Origin of the sequence: Guptibacillus hwajinpoensis, from assembly GCF_005144865.1 — a bacterium.
GTDB classification, from domain to species: domain Bacteria; phylum Bacillota; class Bacilli; order Bacillales; family Guptibacillaceae; genus Guptibacillus; species Guptibacillus hwajinpoensis_A.
Window position 1 is genome coordinate 1,372,211 of the sequence record NZ_SWFM01000001.1, and the last position, 21,217, is coordinate 1,393,427.

Genomic DNA, 21,217 nt, shown 5'->3' on the forward strand with positions numbered 1-21,217 from the left:
AAACCGCCTTATTAGGCGGTTTTCCATTTATATGCTAATCTTACTCGCAATATCCGGTACTTTCCCTGCAATGACATTCCCAATTTCTAACGAAGCCGTCGCAGCAGGAGACGGTGCATTGCATACATGGATTGAGCGTTTACCTGGAATGACGAAAAAGTCATCGACTAATTGCCCATTTTTTAATAACGCCTGAGCTCTCACGCCAGAATGAGTAGGAATAACGTCTTTTTCTTGAATCTGGGGAACAAGCCTTTGAAGACTTTTGACAAAAGACTTTCGGTGAAAGGAACGAACAATTTCCAGTAATCCTTCCTTCATATTACTGCCCGCCATTTTCCAGAATCCATCAAACGTTAAGACATCAAAAGCATCTTTGGCATTGAATGAAAGTTTGTTGTAGCCTTCACGCTTCAAACTCAAAACGGCATTTGGACCAGCATGAATCGTTCCATCCATCATTCGCGTTAGGTGGACACCAAGGAAAGGAAACTCCGGATTAGGGACTGGATAGATCAAGTTCCGGACAAGATAGCTTTTCTCTTCCTTTAACTTAAAGTACTCACCCCTGAATGGCACTATTTTAAGATCTGTATATATGTCAGCTAACCTTGCAATTCGGTCACTATGAAGACCGGCACAGTTTACTAGAAAGCGTGTTTTAAGGGTACCATGAGAGGTATCCACAATGGCTTCATCTGCATACTCTTCAATATTTTTAACCTTGGTTCCTGAAAGGAGGTTAACGCCTCGTTTTGAAAGAAGCTCTGCTAGCTTCTCTGTTACCTGTTTATAATCAACAATTCCTGTTGAAGGAACTCTGATTCCTTCTACTCCGTTCACGTGAGGTTCAATTTCGATTAACTCTTCTCTAGAAAGCCTTTCCACTTCCAAACCGTTTTGAAGACCACGATCATACAGCTGATTAAGATTGTTCTTCTCACTTTGATTTACAGCTACTATTACTTTTCCACAAACGTCATGAGCGATGTTATTCTCCATGCAAAAACGAACCATAGACTCACTGCCCTTTTTGGCAAGAGTTGCCTTCATACTCCCAGGTTTATAATAAATACCAGAATGAATGACTCCGCTATTACGACCTGTTTGATGGCTCGCCCAGCTCTGTTCTTTCTCTACAACAGCGAGCTTTGCATACGGATATTGCTTATGAATAGACAGAGCCGTTGATAGACCTACAATGCCCCCACCAATAATCAGATAATCATACATTTCTCTACTCTCCTTAATTAGGCAAACCTGCCACGCTGACGTAAAAGCTCACGATGAAGTCCTGTATTCTCTTCAAATGCTTCCCTACCATGTAACCAGAAATGATTGTTTAACATAATTAGTTCTCCTGCTGGAAGCTCTAGTCCTGTAGTTGCCGAAGCATTCTCCATGGAGCTAGATAAGTCCTTCAAGTAATTAGCCTGTTCAATGTTTTCTGGATGAACGAATTGATCGATAAAACAAATACACGGTTCATTATTTTGTTCATAGAACGTTGTGCGAAACACTTCTTTTACTACATTTTTGCTAGGTGGTGCTTTATAGACAAGTCGTTGCGAAGCCATTGTATGATGATAAAACCGATTTAACTCATCCCAATCATCAAGATGAAGAAGTCTAGACCGTCCACCAACCGCGTTCTGTTCATCAAATTTCATCATCAGTAACCAATCCGTCGCTTCATCCACATATGTGCCATCTGTATGGAGCGTAAAGAGACGATAAGCCTGACGCAAATAAGAATCGCTATTATCCGTGTGCTTTACAGAGAAACGAGCATAATAGTTTCCTGACATCGCATCGAAATTTGGAATCCCTACAAGGTGTGAGAATGCAGTTGAGAATTTGACGTAGTCTTCGGGATCAGTCGTTTGCTCGTTCACTCCAACAGTAAATCCACCAGTGTTACGATCATGGATTATCCCTCTAACCGACTTTTGAAAATCTTCGTCTAAAAGACTTGCAAGTTTATCTGTTATAACAAACCTCATGTACGGAATATACTCCAACTGCTGACTACTAATTTCACCCACGTCTTCGAAGAAACTTGCCACCACTTGTTTTTCAAGTTCAATTACGTATAGGCGCTCATGATGCGGACTAGGTTTAATTTGATAGCCTTTCCCTGACGTCACAACTCTGTTATTTAGTTCTGTACTAGACATAGCACACATACACTTCTCTCCCTTTATATTTTTTAGTTTAAGTAGATGAAGCAACATAAAAAGCCAGCACACTCCTCCCGCATCGGCGGAAGAATTATACTGGCTTTAAACTGCGTGATTACTCCTGGAAGAGTTTCGACAGCTTTAACAGTAAGTTTATATAATTGTTGTGTTTAGACATTCGGCTCTGTCGTCCTGAATTTGAAAGGGAGTACCTTTCTAAATGAACGCTTAAGCTGATACATTAAGGTTACAATAAATAGAATTTTCTGTCAATAATTTGTATCGTTATTTGCGTTTCCAATTACGGTTTAATCTAAGTAAGCTTGTCTGTAGTAAATATTAAAAAGAGCGTAAAGCACATGTGCTTTACGCTCTCTTCATTACTTCTCGATTTTATCAAATTCTTTTTCCCATTTAGCAAAACCACCGCTAAAGTTTAAGATATCTTTAAATCCTAATGATTGAAGCAAGCTTGTTCCGATGGCTGAACGTGTACCTGACTGACAGTGAACGACAACCGTTTTGTCTTCCGGAATTTCCTCGGCTTGATCTTCTAGATACCCTAGCATATGGTGATTCGCACCAGGAATATGACCGTTGTTCCACTCATCTTGCTTTCTGATATCGACAACATAAACGTCGTCTTTATCATAGACATCCTTTAGCTCCTCTGCTGAAATAAAGGAATATCCTTCAAGATCATTCCACTGTGAAAGTAGCTCAGGACCTGCGAATGCTTTAAGGTTATCAATTCCAATTGAATGCAATGCTTTAACAATTTCATCTTTCTTGTCTTCCTCTGCAATTAGAAGCAAGTCATTGTCATAATCAAGTACCCAACCTGACCAGTTCGTGAATGCTTTATTAAATGGAAGATTGATCGCACCATCAATATGGCCAGCTGCAAAATCAGTTGCAGGACGCGTATCAACTACAGTTGTATTTTCCTTTGAAGCAAGAGCACTAAACTCATCAATGTTCGTGATTTTTTCAAGTTTTTCTCCAGTTAATACGTTAGGTCCTTCTTTATTTACCTTCTTCATGACGGCAAAATAAGTTGGAGCTTCAGGCTGTTCGTTAAGAAGTTCTTTTACAAATGATCCTTCATTTTCTTCCTTTAAAGCCCAGTTATTGCGGAGCTCGTAACCGACGGTAGATTGAGGTACTGCACCTAACGATTTACCACATGCACTTCCTGCACCATGACCTGGCCAGACTGTGAGATATTCTGGTAGTTCCTTAAATTTTTGAAGGGAACCGAACATCGATTTTGCACCTGTTTCCGCCGTTCCTTTTGCTCCAGCTGCTTTTTCAAGCAAGTCTGGACGACCGATATCACCTACAAATACAAAGTCACCTGTGAAAATGCCCATTGGGACTTCAGAACCACCGCCTCGATCAGTTAGAACGAATGAAATACTTTCAGGGGTATGCCCTGGGGTATGCATAACACTAAGTTCAACGTTACCTACATTGATCGTTGAACCATCATTCACTAACTCAACATTCAATCCATCAAGATACCCGTATTTCGAATCTTGATCTCCTTCATCTGACAAGTATAATTTCACATCGTGCTTTTCTGCGAGCTGGCGTGCACCCGATACAAAGTCAGCATGAATGTGCGTTTCTGCTGCTGCAGCTAAATGAAAGCCTTCCTTTTTAGCTACTTCTAAATATGGTGTAACATCACGAGCAGGATCGATAACTAGTGCTTCACCTGTTCGCTGACATCCAATTAAATAAGAATATTGTGCGAGCTTTTCGTCAAAAAACGTTTGTAAATACATTCGTTATGCCTCCTGAATTTAAATTACTAGTTACCCTATGGGGTATTTCAATCCATCATAAACTCTTTTAGAGCTTTCTTCAACCATTGTGCTTTTATACCCTATAAGGTAGTTCATTCTATTTATTCTTTATAACCTAACCGAAACCTTTCTAAACTATGAATTCTTCTACTATGTAATGGCAAAACCCGAATAGTGATATCACTATTCGGGTTAATTATGTTGCCTCGTATTATTTCACACCTGCAATAGCTGCAGTTTGACCAGCTTGCTGTACAGCCTTATAAGCATCTACATAGCCAGCTCCAACTTCGTGATATTCATAACCAGACATTGTTTCTGCCGTATTCTCTAGCGTACTTAGAGCAGCATCAGGTTGTAGATTAGGGTTAGCTTCTTCCATTAAAGCAAGGACACCAGAGATGTGAGGTGTTGCCATGCTTGTACCACTAGAAGTTGTGTAATATGGAAGGTACTCAGGTGCAATGTAATTCACATCTTTCGTTGTACCCAACGTATTCATGACAACTCCAGTAGAAGATTTCGTTGCAACAATATCAACACCAGGTGCAGTAATATCAGGGTGAAGAAGTTCATCACCAGCTACCCCTCTAGAAGAAAAGTCAGCGAGCTGTTTATCCTTTGTTCCAGCAGCAACTGAAATGACCCATGGTGCTGCAGAGTATGGATTTAACGTGTTATCATCTGGTCCACTATTTCCTGCAGCAAATGTTACTGTCATCCCTTTATCATGGGCAATTTTGCTTGCCACATTAATCGGGTCATTCGGAGAATATTCTCCATTTGATCCCCAGCTATTACTAATAATATCAATGCCGTACTCTTCTTGGTGCTCAATTAGATAATTAAAACCTTCAAGAGCCCAAAGAATATTTAGGCCTTCACCAGCACCAATACCGACTAATTTAGCGTCAGGTGCAACACCTTTGTATAAGCCTTCGCTTGCTTCACCAAGTCCAGCAATAGTCCCAGCAACGTGTGTACCGTGACCTGAACTTGTATCTGTGTTTGGAACATTCTCAAGATAAATGTCCTGCCCACCGAAGATACTACTGCCTACTAGCATTTTTACGTTTTGAATAACTTTAGAACCAAATGGAAGGTCTTGATGTGTTCCATCAATACCACTGTCTATTACGGCAACCGTAGTATCCTTCCCAGTATAGCCAAGATCATTCCAAACTTTTTCCACACCGATTAATTTTCTGCTATCTTTCATGAAATAGTCTAATTTCTTGTTCTTATAAATAGATACTGCATTTGTATTACTATTTAATAGAGAATCGATCTCTAACGCTGTTCCCGTTATTCCAACGACCGGCAACTCACTAAATGTTTTGAGTGATAGACCTAACGATTTCAGAAGATCTAATTCCTCTACAGTAGGTTTTGCATCATATGTAAGAATTGCCTCAACCTCTGTCCACCCCGTTACTTTGTTAAGAATATTGTTCAATGTACTGTCAATCTCAAGGCTACTCGCTTGAGTTGTTTTAGCATGACCAGGTATAAGCATAGCCAATACTAGAACTGCTACTAATGTAAGTTTGCTTAGAATTTTCATTAAATCCCTCCGTCTTTAGAATAATTGAGTTGTACTCATGTCCCTCTCCAGTATAAAGAACATTCAGAATTTTTTGTATTGGGAAATGAAAGCTAATTTCTTCATCTTATTAGCAATAAATGATCGTACATTTCCCAACAACCTAAAATTTACTAATCGCTAAAACATATCAAATTAGTAAATTATCGTTATAAAACGAGATATTCGGGAACTTCCTTTATAGTGTACATCACACGACAGATGACGGAGGTTTTCTAATGTTTACGTTAAGCGATATTCCAATGTTCTTTGTGAACTTTTTTGTTATATTACCAATCATTACACTCATACATGAAGCAGGTCACGTTCTTATTGCAAGGATATTTGGCGGTAAAATTAAATTCTGTATAGGAACAGGGAAAACAATCTTTAACATTGGCCCCCTCGAAGTGAAAAAGAAGTATTTCATGGAAGGATGGTGTCAGTACGAAGATCTAACTTACAACAAAACGTGGGCACACGTTGCGATATATGCAGCAGGTAGTCTATTTAATATCATCGTGATTTTAATTATTAACGCACTAATCTACGCTGATATTCTGCCAGTCGACTTGTTCTTCTATCAATTCACATACTTCTCTATTTATTTTATTTTCTTCTCCCTCATGCCTTATCGAAATGACGCTGGAAAACCAAGCGATGGCATGGCGATCTTCGATGTTCTACGCTATGGTAAAGCAGAAGATCCGATCGATTGAGTAAGGTCCAACTTTCATAAAAAAGGGTATCAGAGCGAAAGCTGCTGATACCCTTTTTTTATGAAGTAGCAAATGAATATCTGTCGCTCACTACCTACTTTTTGAATCCTGAGTCTAAATTACTAGAAAATTGTAAATAATAGCGCTTTTTTAAAGCGGGGATTTAATTATAAATTAGTACTATATTACTATTACTGCGTATAAAAAACTTAATAAAAGGAAATATCATACATCTATAGGTGATAATAGTAGTGATTTAATTTGAGCAAAATAAGGTTGACTACTAAAGTATTCCAATGTAAAATTTTAAGCTTTTTTTATTTATGAATGTAATGTGGTAGCATACTTTACGGTGCGCACCTTAGAAAATACACAGACAAGGAAGTGGCATAATGGAAATTACACATAATCCAAACCTTCTATGGTTTGTCATTGCATATGGCATTCTAATGGTTGGTCTGGGAATTTATTTCTCGAAGAAGGTTTCAAATAGTGAGGACTTCATTCTTGCTGGTAAGGGACTCGGTGCTCTTGTATTGACAGGAACATTGCTAGCTACATGGACTGGAAGCGGTAGTATTTCCGGTGGAGAAACGTCTATGGCTTACAGTTACGGAATCATCCCAGCGTTTCTTATGGCCATACCGACAATTATAGGGATACTCGTTCTTTATATTATAGCTCCTAGAATTCGAGCTTTCGGTAAATATACAGTTTCTTCGATTCTAGAAGAAAAATATGGTTCATTCGCGAGGATGTTAGCCGGTATTATCATCATTCTTGCTTATGTTGGAATTGTCTCTTATCAAATGAAGGGTTTTGGATTCATACTCAATCTGACAACCGGTATTTCAGTTGAAACAGGAACAATCATTGGGGCAGCTCTTATTATTTTCCTTGCAACAATAGGAGGTCTGCGTTCAGTTGCTCCTACTGATGCAATCAGCGCTATCCTTATGGTTCTAGGATTAGCCATCACCTTACCAACAATCTTTGTTATTGCTGGAGGGTGGGATAACATCGTTGCGAATGTGCCAGCAGATCACTTAACATTCAGTGGTCAATTATCAAACATTCAACTTCTAGGATATTTATTGCCTTCATTATTCCTACTGTTGGCTGACCAAAACATGTACCAACGATTGGCGTCTTCAAGTGGCGATCAGTCATCAAAGAAAGCACAAATTGGTTGGCTTGTAGCCATGATACTCATTTCACCAACAATCGGCTTAATTGCATTCGCAGCTCGGTCACTTTTTCCAAACATTGATCCAGGAATGGCTTTAATGGCAACAACAGTTGTCATGCCAACGTTTGTAGGAGGTATTCTTTTAACAGCAGCAACTGCATTTATTATTACAACTGGTAACTCCTACCTACTATCCGCCGCAACAAATGTAACATACGATATTTTTGGTAAATACATCAATAAAGATGCAACAGATAGACAATTGTTAGTCATGACAAAGTGGTTCATTGTGATCCTGGGGGTACTTGCTTACATTATCATTAGTTTCTTCCCAACTGTTCTTTCTGTTCAAATGTATGCTTATACCGTTTACGGAGCAGGAATCACACCAGCTGTTCTAGCTGTCTTCTTCTGGAAACGTGTTAACATTTACGGTGGTATTTCATCTATGATTGCTGGTGTTGTCACAACTCTTGTTTGGGAAATTCCACTATCAAAACCATTTGACTTAAACAGTGTTCTCTTTGCTGTACCTGTCGCTGTTATTGTACTAATTATCGTAACGCTCGCGACATCAAACAAAACAAAGACTGCATAATACACTAATCAGAATTTCTATAGAATAGGTTGTGGATAAACGTGAATCAACGATTAGAAAAATTCTCTAACTGGCTAAAAGAAACTGAACAAACATTTGCATTTGTTCATTCTTCTTCTAATGTATTCTATCTTTCCGACTTCGAATGCGAACCTCATGAACGGTTATTAGGTCTATTTATTTTCCCTGATCATGAACCGTTTCTAGTTTGTCCTGGGATGGAAGTAGATCAAGCTAGAGACGCAGGTTGGGAACATGAAATCATCGGTCACGGTGATGCAGATAATCCATGGGACATGATTCACACAGCGTTGAAGAACAGAGGGATCATGGAAGCAACTAAAGTTGCTATCGAGAAAGAAACTCTCTCTTATGGACGTGCTGAAGAAGTGATGAATCGATATCCTTCCGTTACATTTACAAGCGCTGAAGATAAACTAAATGAGCTTCGCTTAATTAAAGATACGAAAGAATTAGAGGTTCTTAAGAAAGCTGCTGCACTAGCTGATTTTGGCGTTGAAACAGGAGTGAAAGCACTTCGCGAGGGATGTACCGAAATGGAAGTTCTTGCAACGATTGAATACGAACTAAAGAAAAAAGGCATTCGAGAAATGTCCTTTTCGACAATGGTGCTTTTTGGTGAAAAAGCTGGACAACCACATGGTAATCCCGGAGATCGTAAGCTAAAAAGAGGCGACCTTGTTCTATTCGATCTTGGTGTTGTGTTAGACGGCTATTGCTCAGATATTACAAGAACCGTTGCCTTCCAAGAAGTTAACGAAAAGCAAAAAGAAATTTATAATGTTGTCTTAAACGCTCAGCTTCAAACGCTTGAGATATCAAAACCTGGAACAAGACTAGGCGATTTAGATAAAACGGCTAGAGAAGTTATTACTGAAGCAGGTTACGGGGACTACTTCCCACACCGAATCGGTCACGGAATAGGAATTGATGTCCATGAATACCCTTCAATGAGTGAAAATAACGACTCTCTCTTAGTTGAAGGTATGACCTATACAATTGAACCTGGCATTTATCTTCCTGAGGTTGGTGGAGTCCGAATTGAAGATGATGTACTTGTTACGCATTCAGGATATGAAACGCTAACCAAGTATCCTAAAGAGCTGCAAATTATTAGATAATGAAAAAGGAACGACTCATGGATTGAGTCGTTCCTTTTTTTATGGGTAGTTTTTAATTATAAATATTCTTCATGCGGTGCATGTGTTGGATATAACATATAGTACATAGGATATGCCCTTTCATACCAGAACTGAATAATCGGTCCTAGGAGAATCACAAGTGCAACTGTCCCTATTCCAACTGGACCACCTATAATCAATGCAAGTGTTGCCATGATAACAGCAACGATCGTTTGTCCCATTTGCAAGCTAAGTTTAAAACGCGAGCTTACAACGAGGAACAATTGATCAAATGGAGCTCGTGGAAACTGTGGCAGAATATAGATTGCAACTCCAAGTCCAATGGTCACCATACCCGCTATAAGGATAAAGACTTTTGCCATTATTGGAGCAGTAGTTAAATTAACAGATGCAAATACAATTTCTAGCCAGAAATCAAGGATGAAACTTTCAAGTACAATCGGCAAAACAGCTAACCATTCTGGCTTTTGTTTCATAAGACTACTGTTTATAAAAATTACGAGGATCTGAAACACCCCATACCAAAATCCAACCGTCAAACCAACTAAGTCTGAAATCCCGATAAAAAAGGACGTCCAGAAACCTGCGCCAAGTGTAGCATGTATAATCAGTGCTACACCGAAAAAATTAATAAACATACCTAGAAGGTAAATCGTAACTCGATAAAGCATTACGATCTCCTCCCTTCCTATAGAATAAAGAAAATCTGGTAGAGTGAAACTCCCTCTTATGATTGGATTAACCAATCAGTACACTAGAGGCTTTCCTAGCTGTACTTGACGTTTTTATTACGCTTTACTGTCAGCCGAGGTCCTGTCTCATCGTTTGGAAGAGAGGATACTTTCTACGATTTTTCGAGTTCATTTTATTAGCGATTGGTAAAATCGTCAATCGATTTTACTCAAAAAAAAGATACCATTTTTTTCAACTGTTCTACTCTTTTTAGAATAGAAAAACTGCTGCCCAAATGGACAGCATGATTGTTTATTAATTTAATATATGCTTTGCAAGCGCCTGTTTTAGCGTGCTGTGTGTTTGGATAGAAGAAAAATCAATCCCTAGATGAATCATCGTTTGGGCTACTTCAGGTCGTATTCCTGAGAGAATGCCTTTAACACCAAGAAGTTGAAGGGAATAAATGATACTAAATATGTTGTTTGCTACCATTGTATCTACAATCGTTACTCCAGAAAGGTCAATATACAAATGGGTTAAACTTTTCTCAGTCGATTGCCTTAAAGCGGTTTCCATCAACAAACTTGCTCGATGTGTGTCGATATCTCCTACTATTGGTAAGACAGCAACACCTTCAAGAATAGGAACAACTGGGACAGAAAGTTCTAGAAAAACTTCCTGTGCATGACTAAGTGAACTTCTATAGGAGGCTACATAGGCGGTGCTAAAAGCATACACGGCCTGATCAATCAGAGGATCAATGATACGTGAAACTTCAAATACGGTCTTTATGGAAAGATTGTTCTCCATTGAAGCTTCTTCAATCACATTCCATATAGCCTGTCTAAAATGTGATGTGTTCTTCAATAATACATCTAGCTCTGAGCCATAGTTAACAGCATATTCCCCTGTCTCACGTGCCCATTTGGTTATGCGATTCTCCGCATCAATCTGTCCAATGAGGATAGCATCAGCACATAGTTGTACTATTTCCTCACTTAACTTTAATTCAGTCTCATATTCAAACTCATTAGATAGAATATTTTTTGCTATTTCTAATTTACTTTCCTCTATCTTCTTACCAATCATTAGAACTTCTTTTTCTATGACAGGGTTTGCTTTCATCCTCTAACCTCCGATATTATATCGAATCTCTCATTCATTATAGAAGAAAGAAATTTATTTTACATTAAAAACTTCGTCGCCCCTCTCTTTTTTATATGCTTAATCCTTGTTATAAAAGCTTTTATCCAGATTTTCGTAATACCTCTCCCGTTCAAAATTGACTTTACCAAGTTATATTCCATTCCTTTTCCAAACCTTTTTCCAGATGATGTTTGCTTTTTTTGGTGAACGTGTTATACTAAGGTTAATTATTGTTGTTCGGTACTGATTATTAAAGAATAGGCTACTTCAGAAAGTACTTACATCTCAAATGATTATGTAGAGCAGTAATAGTAATATTTGTGCAAAATGCACTTGGAGGATACACACATGAATAAAGGTACAGTAAAATGGTTTAACGCAGAAAAAGGTTTTGGCTTCATCGAAGTTGAAGGCGGAGACGACGTATTCGTTCACTTCTCAGCTATCCAAGGCGAAGGTTTCAAAACTCTTGAAGAAGGTCAAACAGTTACTTTTGACACTGAACAAGGTAACCGCGGACCACAAGCTACTAACGTAACTAAAGCGTAAATAGCATATAAAAAGGCTTTTCCCTTAAGGGAAAAGCCTTTTATTTTGTTTTCTATTCATGTACAGGCGATGCTTTAATTACATATGTGCCTGCAATCAAATTCATTAAGAGCACGGTGATCTGCATCCTTAGCGTTAATGCATAGACAATGGCAGCAACCACAAACATGAGCCCCATCGTTAGACCTCCGGCGGCTCTCCATTCATGTGAGCTATTCTCACCCCTATTATCCTTTTTCCAACGGTACACCAGGTAAAACAACATCAACCAAACAGGCAGCAAAACGTGGGCAAAATCCAACTGTAACCGAATGATCCGTTCTATATTTGTTCTTCTGAAATTCAGTTCTAAATAAAACTTACGAAGTTACCTCCTCTTTAATACTCATGAACTTAGCTGGATCTAGTTCACCTTCAATTGCAATAGCAGTAAGCCCTTCTTCAGTCGTCGTTTCATGCCATTCATCTTTATTCCAAAACACAGCATCGCCCGCACTTACTTTCACTAGTTCATCTTCTTCCCCCCTAACCCATCCTTCTCCACTCAGAATTAATAATAGCTGAGGTGTAACAGCTTGGTGATAGCCAATAATATTGTCTTTATCTAAATACATTGCTCCAATATGTACACTTGATTCCGTTTGTGTAATACGTGACATGATAAATTGAGACCCAAATTTCGTAATCTCTTTCCCTGTCGTTCGTTTAAAATTGTAAATTTCCATCTTGAAACCTCCTATGATCACATTAAAACACTAGTTCAATTAAAATGGATTACCTAAGATTTTTTAAAAAGGCTCTTTTCATATACATCTATAAGCGTGGGTTAATTTCCGCTCCAATTAGCTAAGTGTGGTTTTTTATATAAAAATTCTTTCAAAAGCAATAACCTTCTAGAAAAGAGCTTTTTTTTAAAAACATTCCGGAGAAAATTAGAGCTGAACATCTCTTCTGTTAGTGCTGTTAGTTCTATAAATTGGTACTTGTTAATAGAGGGAGTTTATTTTCTCCATTAATTGTTTCACTACCGAATTGAAGTACGATTTGACGATGACAAGCGAGTGTTTCATTGAAAAAGGCAATTACAATAGTATCGTTCCACTACTTTGAATTTCCAAAACCTGCAAACCATTCGATACCTGATCAACGAAAACTCTTCTTAGGTTGTTTCCTTTTACAATTGCTTTTGCTTCAAGATAACGTTCTTCATCAAGCCAATCCTCTACTCAAGTGAAATTTGTCTTTGGGTTCTACTATCCACAAACCCATCCTTTCTACCTAGGTACTCTATTCTCATTCTTTGTATCCAATTCCTCCTATTTATAGTAAAAGCCAACCTCTATAGGACTTATAGTATGTAGACTCAAAAAAGCAGCCTCTTCTTGAGGCTGCTTAATTTATGTATGAAACAATTGACCTTCTAGTGCTTGGATATATCGGTCTGCCGAATGCTGTACAGCACGATCTGCTCCATTCTCAACGATTTTATGGAAAGCATTATAGATCCTATTAAAAGTGAGCGGCTTTATCTTGTCTGCCATCTCTCTAACTTTAAAAGCAGGGAGAGGAATTAGATTTGGGTAGCTGTACATAAAACTGACCCATTCTTGATCGGCAACGACTTGAATAATGTCGCCCGTTAGAAGCAGACCTTTACCTTCATTTCCTGTTTCATTATGAAGAACTGCACCACCTTGGAAATGACCTCCAAGACGATAGATTGTTAATCCAGATGCAAGCGCTAGCTCTTCACCTCTCCAAAAACGTATATGCTCACTTTCTCTCATTACCCATTGTCGATCGTCTTCATGAATATAAATAGGTACATTGAAAGCCTCTGCCCACTCTACCTGTGATGAATAATAGTGTGGATGCGAAAGAGCTATTGCATCTATTCCTCCAAGCTTGATGATCTGGTTAATTGTTTGTGAATCAAGATAGGATATGCAATCCCATAAAAGATTAAAATTACCTTGTTGAACAATGTAAGCTGTCTGACCAATCGCAAAGGAAGGGGAAGTCGTAATACTATATAGTCCTTGTTCCTCCTCAATTACTTGATTCTGAAATTGTTCTCCCTTTTGCATCTTCTCAAGCGTTGTCCATTCCTGTCCCTCTGGATTAACATATTGACGCTCTTCGCTACAGATTGGACATGATTCTGGCTCATTCTCCATTAATGAATATTGCGTACCACAGGTGATACAGATCGATCGTTTCATGCGTATCATCTCCTTTTCATTTATTACTTAACAACTCAATCCTCATGGAAATTATACCCTAATTTTCTTCTGCATGACTCAAGCAATCGCCTTATTTTCAGCTACAACTTTCGTAGGATTTTCAATTCGAAAAAGCACCCTACCAAATTGGTAGGGTGCTTTTAATTTACTTTTGTTCTTTTTGTTGCTCAGGTACTTCTTGTTCAGGGTCAATTTGATTGACATTATAGTTGTAATCATTTCGATTAACAGGTGTAAAACCTTCTGGTTCATAGAAACGAAGCAGATCACCGTAGACAACCTTATCAGATAGATCAAGTGATTCTTTCACGAACTTACCTGCATTTTCACATGCTTCTGAATCAACTTTTTCTCCAGTCGGGTTCGCATAACACTTTTCGTTAACCGATGTTACTTCAGGTGTTACGAAGTCTCCATTTCTGAATGGCACAATCTCACGATGATCCTCAGAGAGAAGATCTGAACCAAATGAGATGAACTTATCTGTTTCAACACCTAGAAGATGAAGAACTGTATCTCTAATATCCATCTGTCCACCGTATTTATGAACTTGCTTTCCTTCTACACCAGGTGCAGTAATAAATACTGGAATTCGCTGCATTTGAGCATTTTCATATGGGTTCATTTCTTTCCCCATCACTTTTTCCATGGCTTTGTTGTGGTTGTTTGAAATACCATAATGATCACCATACATGACGATCACAGTATCTTCATATAGACCAGATTCTTTAAGATCATTAAAGAATTGTTCAATCGATTCATCCATATACTTTGCAGTTTGGAAGTAACCATTTACCACTGAATCTTCTGTTTCAGGTGTAGGGAAATCGACATCACCTTCATCCATAGTAAACGGGAAGTGGTTCGATAACGTTAGCATCTTCGCATGAAACGGTTCTTCAAGACTTTCAAGATATGGCATGGATTCCTCAAAGAATGGTTTATCTTTCAGACCATAATTATGAACATTTTCCTCGTTCATATCATAGTAGCTTGAATCAAAGAATTTCTGAATCCCAAATGATTTGTACATCTCATCACGGTTCCAGAATGTCTTACCATTTCCGTGGAAAGATGACGTCGTGTATCCTTTTTGTTCAAGGATCGCTGGTTGAGCTTGATACGTGTTACGTGCTTTTTCCATTGCCACCGATCCACTCGGTAGTGGGTACAAAGAGTTTGCCATTATAAATTCAGCGTCGGACGTTTTTCCCTGTCCAACTTGACCAAAAATGTTATCGAAATAGAACGTATTTTGGTCTTCAACAAGACTATTTAAGAAAGGCGTTACTTCCTGACCATTCACTTCTTTCCCAATAACAAAAGTCTGGAATGATTCAAGTGAAATATAAATCACGTTTTTTCCTTCCGCTTTACCGAAATACTCCGGGTTTGGTTCAGTACGATTTGCTTCAACGAAGTTTCTTACATCTGTAAGATCATCGCTGCTCGCAAAAGCACTCTGTGAATTCGATTTAATTGTCGTTATCGCATCGAAAATTTGATAGTTAAATTGCCCAAGATATTTCACAAGGTACGTACGATCAAATGCACGTGTAAGAAGTTCCGGACGATCAGCCTCAGCAAGACCAAGATTCACTGTAAAAAAGACAGCTGCTGAAGCAAATATTAACGCGATCTTCTTTCTTTTAACTGGTGCCTGCGGTTTAACAACCTTAAACAGAATCAATCCAAGAATAAGAAGTGTATCAACAAAGTAGAAAACATCTGTGAAATGCATTAAAGCAAATGCACTGTCTTTTAATTCTCCAGCATCATTTGTGTGCATAACTGTTGGTAAGGTAATAAAATCATTAAAGAAACGATAGTAAACGATATTTGCATATAGTACAAATGATAGCAAGAAATCAATTATAAGGATTGCCCATGCTCGCTTACGTCCTTTAAAGAATAAAGCAAAACCAAAGAATAACAGTAACGAACTAATTGGATTTAATACAAGTAGAAATGATTGAATACCGTTTTTAATACCCAATTCAAATTCAGTTTGATAGACTGCGTAGGTTTTTAACCAGAATAATAGAATGACGCCAAAGAACAATGTCAACGGCTTATTCATTTGAGCTTTTAATTGTTCACGCATGACTGTCATAAACCTCCTTACGGGAAATTCCCGCTTTATATGTGATCTATTAATTAAATGTAAATTTATTGTTTTTTTACACGCTAATACTCGAGTATAATACGCCCAATCTAGTTTAATGTCAAATTTCACTCGAGGGATGTAATTGATGATAACTTAAGTTGGAAACGTTATTTTAACGTCAATTACGTTAATTTCAACGAATGTAACGCTACAGTAAAATAAGGAACGTATAACTTACAAAAACGATGCCATTATTATGAAGAATCAGAGTGAAAACACAAGGTTACTGAAGGAAGTTGTTAATGTTATCCATTCATTTAACAAGCATATTACGTTTACGTTCCAATACAATATTCGTTTCAATGTTAATGAAAGGCTCTTTTCGTATACATTGATGCTATAAGCGTGGGTTAATTTCCGCTCCAGGATGCTCGCTTTCCGCGGGGCGGGCGGTGAGCCTCCTCGTCGCTAACGCTCCTGTGGGGTCTCACCTGTCCCGCTTGTCCCGCAGGAGTCGAGCATCCTTCCGCTCCAATTAGCGAAGTGTGGCTTTTATATAAGAATTTTTCAAAAGCAACAATCTTTTAGAAAAGAGCCCAATGAAAAAAAGCGCCTCATTTAAAGGCGCTTTTCTCATGATTCATTGACCACAGGTTGTTCGCTCTGGTCCCTTCTTTCTTCTGGAACAGCTTTACGAATAAACAGTGCGACTATTAAGCCAACTATCGTTAACCCAAATGCAACAAGGTAGACAAGGCCTACACCTGAAACGAGAGACTGACTGATTGTTTCAGCATTTGTTGGATTACTAGCTTGATCTAAATAAGCTTGTTGCCGGTTTGTCATGATACTGATGAAAACGGAGACACCTATTGCACCAGAAACAGGCTGCAGCGTGTTCATGATCGCCGTACCATGTGGATACAGGTGTTTCGGCAGACCATTTAACCCATTCGTCTGGGCAGGCATCATGATTGCTGAAATCGACACCATTAATAGAACATAACTGACAATGATGAGCCAAATCGGTGTAGTTAATCCAATTGTACTGAACGTGAACATGACTCCCGTAAGTACAACTGATGCGGGAATAATTAATTTACGAGGACCGAATTTATCGAACAACTTTCCCATCACTGGTGACATTAGCCCGTTCAATAGACTTCCAGGCAATAGAATTAACCCAGCTGTTGCGGCGGTTAAACCAAGCGGTCCCTGCATATACATAGGCAAAATAATCTCAGATGAGAACATCGCCATGATGATAATAATAAATAAGACGGCAGCCACCGTGAACATCGGGTATTGGAAAACCCGAACATCAAGTAATGGTTCTTTTAATTTCAACTGTCTAAACACGAAATAGATAAGTGCAATTACCCCAATGACCAGTGGTAAAAATACTTTTGGAGTGAGATAGCCGACGTCCCCCTCGCCTGCAAAACTAAATCCAAGTACAACTCCGCCAAAACCGAGTGTAGAAAGTACAATGGAAGGAATATCTACTTTTGGTTTCGTAACCTCCCCCACATTTTTAAGAAACTTGTAGCCAAATCCAATTGAGAACAGCGCAAAAGGGATTACGGTAATAAAGAGGTATCTCCATCCTAGATGTTCCACAATTAAGCCAGAAAGGGTTGGACCAATAGCAGGAGCAAACATTATGACAAGTCCTATTGTCCCCATTACTGTTCCGCGTCGTTCTGGTGGGAATACAAGTAGAAACGTGTTAAATATAATCGGAATCAGCAACCCTGTTCCAACCGCTTGAAGCAGTCTACCACCTAATAAAATGCTGAATGTTGGAGCGATAGCACAAATAACCGTTCCAAACGTAAAGATCGTCATCGTACCTAGAAACATTTGTCGAGTCGTATAAGATTGAAGTAATAGTGCTGAGATTGGTGTTAAGATTCCCATCACTAGCATAAATCCAGTTGCCATCCACTGCACTGTAGCAGGTGTAACACTGAATCTCTCCATTAACGTTGTTAAAGCTATATTTAATAACGTCTCATTAAGTATGGCAAAGAACGCTCCTATAATAAGAGAAATCATTACGGGCTTTACATTAAACTCCGGATCCTCTGCCAGAAATTCGTATGTCTTTTTATTTTCCACCTTTAAGCGCCCCTTTTTCCTTTCATAGATTAAATCGTTAGAAGTGATGGGCATATTATGATTTACAATTATTAATGCTCAAGACAACAAAAAGTATCTTACTATATATCATGTCCTATTGAAAGAATTTACCTTTATGGGCTATGTATTTCAATGATTGGTTAATTTCCTAGCCATTCCTTGACCAGCAATTAAAACCCCATTACAATTATATCGGAATTCGATATTGATGTCCGATATTAGGAGGATGGTTATTTGGATAATAAAGTACTTCGCAAGCTTTTTCTAGGATTTATTCAAATCCATATTCTTCACCATGCTAAGGAGGAAGCAATTTACGGGGCTTGGATGCTTGAGGAACTTATGGAGCATGGTTATGAAATTAGTGCAGGTACCCTTTATCCAATTCTACACACGATGGAAAAGGATGAATTACTTACGAAAGAGGAAGCAAATGTAAACGGGAAAATACGAAAGTACTATCGCACGACAGATAAAGGAAGTCATGTATTAAGTGAAGCGAAAGCAAAGGCTTATGAGCTCTTTAAAGAAATAACAAATTAAAGGAGAAAACCAATGTCTCGTAAATACTCCATAAAGACGTTAATAGAAATTTTCCTAGTATCCTCTAGGCTAGGTCTAACATCCTTTGGTGGACCTGTGGCACACCTTGCTTATTTTAAAGATGAATACATCGATCGAAGAAAATGGCTTGATGAGAAAATGTATGCCGATATTATTGCTTTGTGTCAGTTCTTACCTGGCCCAGCGAGTAGCCAGGTTGGCATTGCAATCGGGATGGTGCGAGGAGGTATGCTTGGTGGTATTGTATCCTGGTTCGGATTTACGATGCCGTCTATTCTAATTCTTGTTATCTTCGCAATGCTGTATCAAACATTCTCTTTCGGAGATGGAACGTTTATACATAGTTTAAAAATCGTTGCGGCTGCAGTCGTTCTTCATGCGATTATTGGACTTGGGAAGAAATTAACGCCTGACAGAACGAGGATAGCAATTGCACTCTCAGCTGCACTTATTATGTTACTATACCCTTCTGCATGGATGCAGCTGATCATTATTGCTGGAGCTGGACTGCTCGGATTAAGACTGTTTAGCAATAAAACGGAAACGAATGTCAAACCATTTCCCGTATCTATATCAAAGAAGACAGGTGTTTTTTCGCTCCTGATTTTAGGATCACTTCTAATTATATTACCAGTTATCAACCGTTTCACAGATCATGCCCTGCTCAATTTGTTTGATACGTTCTTCCGAGTTGGTGCGCTCGTATTCGGTGGTGGCCATGTTGTTCTCCCTATGATTGAACGTGAAATCGTTCCTCAGGGTATGCTAACAGGTGATCAATTTCTTGCTGGCTATGGTATGGCTCAAGCCGTCCCTGGTCCACTGTTTACGTTTGCTAGCTACATCGGTACCATGTTAGAAGGCATTACCGGAGCTATTGTCGTTACAATCGCCATTTTTCTACCTTCTTTCTTATTAATAACCGCAGCCCTTCCTTTTCTAAATGAGCTAAGAGAACGTGCATCTTTTCAAAAAATACTAATTGGTGTGAACGCAAGTGTAGTTGGACTCCTGTTAGCAGCTTTCTATGATCCTGTTATTAAAAGCTCCATTCTCGCTCCAGAGGATTTCGCATTAGCCGCCATTCTATTCGCACTTCTCTCTATCTGGAAGTTACCGGCATGGTTGATTGTTGGAATTGGTGTTATAGGTGGATACCTCATTCAATTGATTAGTTAAACAAAAACGAAGACACCTAGGTGTCTTCGTTTTTGTTTGTCGTTGAAAAGAATACGTTAACGATCGCTTGGCATCGTCGCATTTTCTTCAATATCGATTTCCCACGACAGAATCGTCGTACTATCTCTCACTCCATTCTCTTTCACTTCGCTTAACAACTGCCTGACACCTTCACCAACAGTATTCCCCTTCATACGCTTAGCAACTTCAACTGATGAATGAAAATTCGTATTAGGACATTCAATAAGACCATCTGTCGTTAAGAGCAAAATCGTTTTCCCTTTTCGTAGCTCTTTCGTCCCTGTGCTATAGCATGGAACGACTGCATCAAACGTGTTCACTTTACCAATCCACTCATAGAAACTAAGATGATTCTGTTTGTATTCGCCTAATACTTCAAGATCTGGATGAATTAGATAAAGAACACAATCACCTACAGAGAACCACCAAACATATTTCGCTTTGCGTACCACGATTAAACAGGCTGTCTCGCCTGTTACCTCTTGGCACCTCTGTCTAAAGTCTTCATGTTGAAAAATGAATAGAATCCTTTCTTGCAATGCTCCAATCGCTTCACCCACGGGTTTCTCAAGAATACATTCAAGAATAGAGCGGTGCTGCTTGATCTCCTTTATCACAAGATCAGCACTCTCTGCTGTTTTGTGAGCGTCAAGCACCATACTAAGTTCCCAATCATGATCTGTCCAAACTAGACAGCCATCTTCATTCTTATCCTGACCGCTTGATGAATTTCCACCAAATCTTCCTACAGCTACTCTGCCAACCTGGCAATAGTTTAATTCATCAACATATGACCGGTCACTACCAACCCAGCTTATCCTACTGTTCATGGTTCCCGCCTAGACTTCTCTGAGTTATCATTTTCAATAAGATGAGAAGCGATTGCAGTAGGATAAACGTTTACTTGATTTATAGCAGTTATTGGAATCCAGACTGCTTGATAGGTTCCAGAACTTCTGTTTTCAAATTCTTCTCCAGTTCCACTGCCAAACTCGCCACTTAGTATGTTAGCAGTAAAATAATACTGTTCCCCACCGTCTACGATTGTGGCAAAGAGAGGACCTACTTGCACGGTTACTCCGAGCTCTTCAAACGCTTCCCTTGTAGCTGCTTGTTCGTATGTTTCGCCATGCTCAATTCCGCCACCAGGTAGTACATAATACGTTTCATTGTTTTTCACTCGTTTAATTAAGGCCACATTTCTATCTTTTATAATAACCACACCTGCTCGATTTCTAGCCACGAATCTTACCCCTTCCTTCCACTCTCCCTTTCTTAGATTCGAAATCGTGTGATCCATATCCTTTGTGACTAAACGTAAAAAAGAAAAAAGCCATCATAACTAAAAA

Annotated in this window: 19 protein-coding genes; 6 read left to right on the top strand and 13 right to left on the bottom strand. The window is 38.8% G+C overall.

All coding sequences use genetic code 11. The annotated features are described in order from the left end of the window. Positions 1-27: 27 nt before the first annotated feature. From lhgO to FBF83_RS06830, 4 genes are all read right to left on the bottom strand, one after another. Complete coding sequence (lhgO, locus tag FBF83_RS06815) at positions 28-1,233, bottom strand: L-2-hydroxyglutarate oxidase (RefSeq protein WP_136946334.1); 1,206 nt, start codon at positions 1,231-1,233, stop codon at positions 28-30. A 17-nt stretch (positions 1,234-1,250) separates the two neighbouring features. Next, positions 1,251-2,186, bottom strand: coding sequence for a glutarate dioxygenase GlaH (gene glaH / locus FBF83_RS06820; RefSeq protein WP_136946335.1), 936 nt, complete (start codon positions 2,184-2,186; stop codon positions 1,251-1,253). Between the two features lie 374 nt (positions 2,187-2,560). Beyond that, the gene (locus FBF83_RS06825; protein WP_136946336.1) at positions 2,561-3,970 is read right to left on the bottom strand and encodes an MBL fold metallo-hydrolase; all 1,410 of its coding nucleotides are present in this window, start codon (positions 3,968-3,970) and stop codon (positions 2,561-2,563) included. Between the two features lie 232 nt (positions 3,971-4,202). Continuing rightward, positions 4,203-5,555, bottom strand: coding sequence for a S8 family peptidase (locus tag FBF83_RS06830; protein WP_240687999.1), 1,353 nt, complete (start codon positions 5,553-5,555; stop codon positions 4,203-4,205). A gap of 257 nt (positions 5,556-5,812) precedes the next feature. On the opposite strand from FBF83_RS06830, the gene FBF83_RS06835 reads away from it, so the two are divergent. The 3 genes from FBF83_RS06835 (at position 5,813) to FBF83_RS06845 (ending at position 9,221) form a co-directional block, all read left to right on the top strand. Further along, positions 5,813-6,292 carry a site-2 protease family protein gene (locus tag FBF83_RS06835; protein ID WP_169525218.1) on the top strand — a complete coding sequence of 160 codons (480 nt, stop codon included), beginning with the start codon at positions 5,813-5,815 and terminating at the stop codon, positions 6,290-6,292. Positions 6,293-6,684: 392 nt separating this feature from the next. After that, the gene (locus FBF83_RS06840) at positions 6,685-8,079 is read left to right on the top strand and encodes a sodium:solute symporter family protein (RefSeq protein WP_136946337.1); all 1,395 of its coding nucleotides are present in this window, start codon (positions 6,685-6,687) and stop codon (positions 8,077-8,079) included. Between the two features lie 41 nt (positions 8,080-8,120). After that, entirely contained in the window at positions 8,121-9,221 is a 1,101-nt protein-coding gene (locus FBF83_RS06845) for a M24 family metallopeptidase (protein ID WP_136946338.1), read from the top strand. A gap of 56 nt (positions 9,222-9,277) precedes the next feature. Here FBF83_RS06845 and FBF83_RS06850 read toward each other — a convergent pair whose 3' ends face one another. Both FBF83_RS06850 and FBF83_RS06855 read right to left on the bottom strand, forming a co-directional pair. Beyond that, positions 9,278-9,913: a YczE/YyaS/YitT family protein gene (locus FBF83_RS06850; protein ID WP_136946339.1), complete on the bottom strand. Its 636-nt coding sequence runs from the start codon at positions 9,911-9,913 to the stop codon at positions 9,278-9,280. A gap of 316 nt (positions 9,914-10,229) precedes the next feature. Then, on the bottom strand, positions 10,230-11,042 hold the full coding sequence (locus tag FBF83_RS06855; protein WP_240688000.1) for an STAS domain-containing protein: 813 nt from the start codon (positions 11,040-11,042) through the stop codon (positions 10,230-10,232). 369 nt (positions 11,043-11,411) lie between these two features. Here FBF83_RS06855 and FBF83_RS06860 point away from each other — a divergent pair, with 369 nt between their 5' ends. Then, the gene (locus FBF83_RS06860; RefSeq protein ID WP_048310643.1) at positions 11,412-11,612 is read left to right on the top strand and encodes a cold-shock protein; all 201 of its coding nucleotides are present in this window, start codon (positions 11,412-11,414) and stop codon (positions 11,610-11,612) included. Positions 11,613-11,664: 52 nt separating this feature from the next. Here the strand turns inward: FBF83_RS06860 and FBF83_RS21265 are convergent, their stop codons facing one another. From FBF83_RS21265 to FBF83_RS06880, 5 genes are all read right to left on the bottom strand, one after another. Then, positions 11,665-11,790, bottom strand: coding sequence for a hypothetical protein (locus FBF83_RS21265; RefSeq protein WP_255435920.1), 126 nt, complete (start codon positions 11,788-11,790; stop codon positions 11,665-11,667). 181 nt (positions 11,791-11,971) lie between these two features. Then, positions 11,972-12,337 carry a cupin domain-containing protein gene (locus FBF83_RS06865; RefSeq protein ID WP_136946340.1) on the bottom strand — a complete coding sequence of 122 codons (366 nt, stop codon included), beginning with the start codon at positions 12,335-12,337 and terminating at the stop codon, positions 11,972-11,974. A gap of 672 nt (positions 12,338-13,009) precedes the next feature. Continuing rightward, positions 13,010-13,834 carry an MBL fold metallo-hydrolase gene (locus FBF83_RS06870; RefSeq protein WP_136946341.1) on the bottom strand — a complete coding sequence of 275 codons (825 nt, stop codon included), beginning with the start codon at positions 13,832-13,834 and terminating at the stop codon, positions 13,010-13,012. 166 nt (positions 13,835-14,000) lie between these two features. After that, positions 14,001-15,968: an LTA synthase family protein gene (locus FBF83_RS06875; RefSeq protein WP_420875110.1), complete on the bottom strand. Its 1,968-nt coding sequence runs from the start codon at positions 15,966-15,968 to the stop codon at positions 14,001-14,003. Between the two features lie 627 nt (positions 15,969-16,595). Next, complete coding sequence (locus FBF83_RS06880; protein ID WP_420875120.1) at positions 16,596-18,020, bottom strand: MDR family MFS transporter; 1,425 nt, start codon at positions 18,018-18,020, stop codon at positions 16,596-16,598. Positions 18,021-18,338: 318 nt separating this feature from the next. On the opposite strand from FBF83_RS06880, the gene FBF83_RS06885 reads away from it, so the two are divergent. Both FBF83_RS06885 and chrA read left to right on the top strand, forming a co-directional pair. Continuing rightward, positions 18,339-18,647: a PadR family transcriptional regulator gene (locus tag FBF83_RS06885; RefSeq protein ID WP_136946344.1), complete on the top strand. Its 309-nt coding sequence runs from the start codon at positions 18,339-18,341 to the stop codon at positions 18,645-18,647. 12 nt (positions 18,648-18,659) lie between these two features. Beyond that, positions 18,660-19,847, top strand: coding sequence for a chromate efflux transporter (gene chrA, locus FBF83_RS06890; protein ID WP_136946345.1), 1,188 nt, complete (start codon positions 18,660-18,662; stop codon positions 19,845-19,847). A 56-nt stretch (positions 19,848-19,903) separates the two neighbouring features. On the opposite strand, the gene FBF83_RS06895 is transcribed toward chrA, so the two are convergent. Beyond that, on the bottom strand, positions 19,904-20,698 hold the full coding sequence (locus FBF83_RS06895; protein ID WP_136946346.1) for a protein phosphatase 2C domain-containing protein: 795 nt from the start codon (positions 20,696-20,698) through the stop codon (positions 19,904-19,906). Further along, positions 20,695-21,111: an NUDIX hydrolase gene (locus tag FBF83_RS06900; protein WP_136946347.1), complete on the bottom strand. Its 417-nt coding sequence runs from the start codon at positions 21,109-21,111 to the stop codon at positions 20,695-20,697. The genes FBF83_RS06895 and FBF83_RS06900 overlap by 4 nt, the downstream gene beginning before the upstream one ends. Positions 21,112-21,217 lie beyond the last annotated feature (106 nt).

Coding starts and splice junctions, on each gene's coding strand:
- lhgO (WP_136946334.1), bottom strand. CDS start 1,233: ATGTATGATTATCTGATTATTGGTGGGGGCATTGTAGGTCTATCAACG.
- glaH (WP_136946335.1), bottom strand. CDS start 2,186: ATGTGTGCTATGTCTAGTACAGAACTAAATAACAGAGTTGTGACGTCA.
- FBF83_RS06825 (WP_136946336.1), bottom strand. CDS start 3,970: ATGTATTTACAAACGTTTTTTGACGAAAAGCTCGCACAATATTCTTAT.
- FBF83_RS06830 (WP_240687999.1), bottom strand. CDS start 5,555: ATGAAAATTCTAAGCAAACTTACATTAGTAGCAGTTCTAGTATTGGCT.
- FBF83_RS06835 (WP_169525218.1), top strand. CDS start 5,813: ATGTTTACGTTAAGCGATATTCCAATGTTCTTTGTGAACTTTTTTGTT.
- FBF83_RS06840 (WP_136946337.1), top strand. CDS start 6,685: ATGGAAATTACACATAATCCAAACCTTCTATGGTTTGTCATTGCATAT.
- FBF83_RS06850 (WP_136946339.1), bottom strand. CDS start 9,913: ATGCTTTATCGAGTTACGATTTACCTTCTAGGTATGTTTATTAATTTT.
- FBF83_RS06855 (WP_240688000.1), bottom strand. CDS start 11,042: ATGAAAGCAAACCCTGTCATAGAAAAAGAAGTTCTAATGATTGGTAAG.
- FBF83_RS06860 (WP_048310643.1), top strand. CDS start 11,412: ATGAATAAAGGTACAGTAAAATGGTTTAACGCAGAAAAAGGTTTTGGC.
- FBF83_RS21265 (WP_255435920.1), bottom strand. CDS start 11,790: ATGGGGCTCATGTTTGTGGTTGCTGCCATTGTCTATGCATTAACGCTA.
- FBF83_RS06865 (WP_136946340.1), bottom strand. CDS start 12,337: ATGGAAATTTACAATTTTAAACGAACGACAGGGAAAGAGATTACGAAA.
- FBF83_RS06870 (WP_136946341.1), bottom strand. CDS start 13,834: ATGAAACGATCGATCTGTATCACCTGTGGTACGCAATATTCATTAATG.
- FBF83_RS06875 (WP_420875110.1), bottom strand. CDS start 15,968: ATGACAGTCATGCGTGAACAATTAAAAGCTCAAATGAATAAGCCGTTG.
- FBF83_RS06880 (WP_420875120.1), bottom strand. CDS start 18,020: ATGATTTCTCTTATTATAGGAGCGTTCTTTGCCATACTTAATGAGACG.
- chrA (WP_136946345.1), top strand. CDS start 18,660: ATGTCTCGTAAATACTCCATAAAGACGTTAATAGAAATTTTCCTAGTA.
- FBF83_RS06895 (WP_136946346.1), bottom strand. CDS start 20,698: ATGAACAGTAGGATAAGCTGGGTTGGTAGTGACCGGTCATATGTTGAT.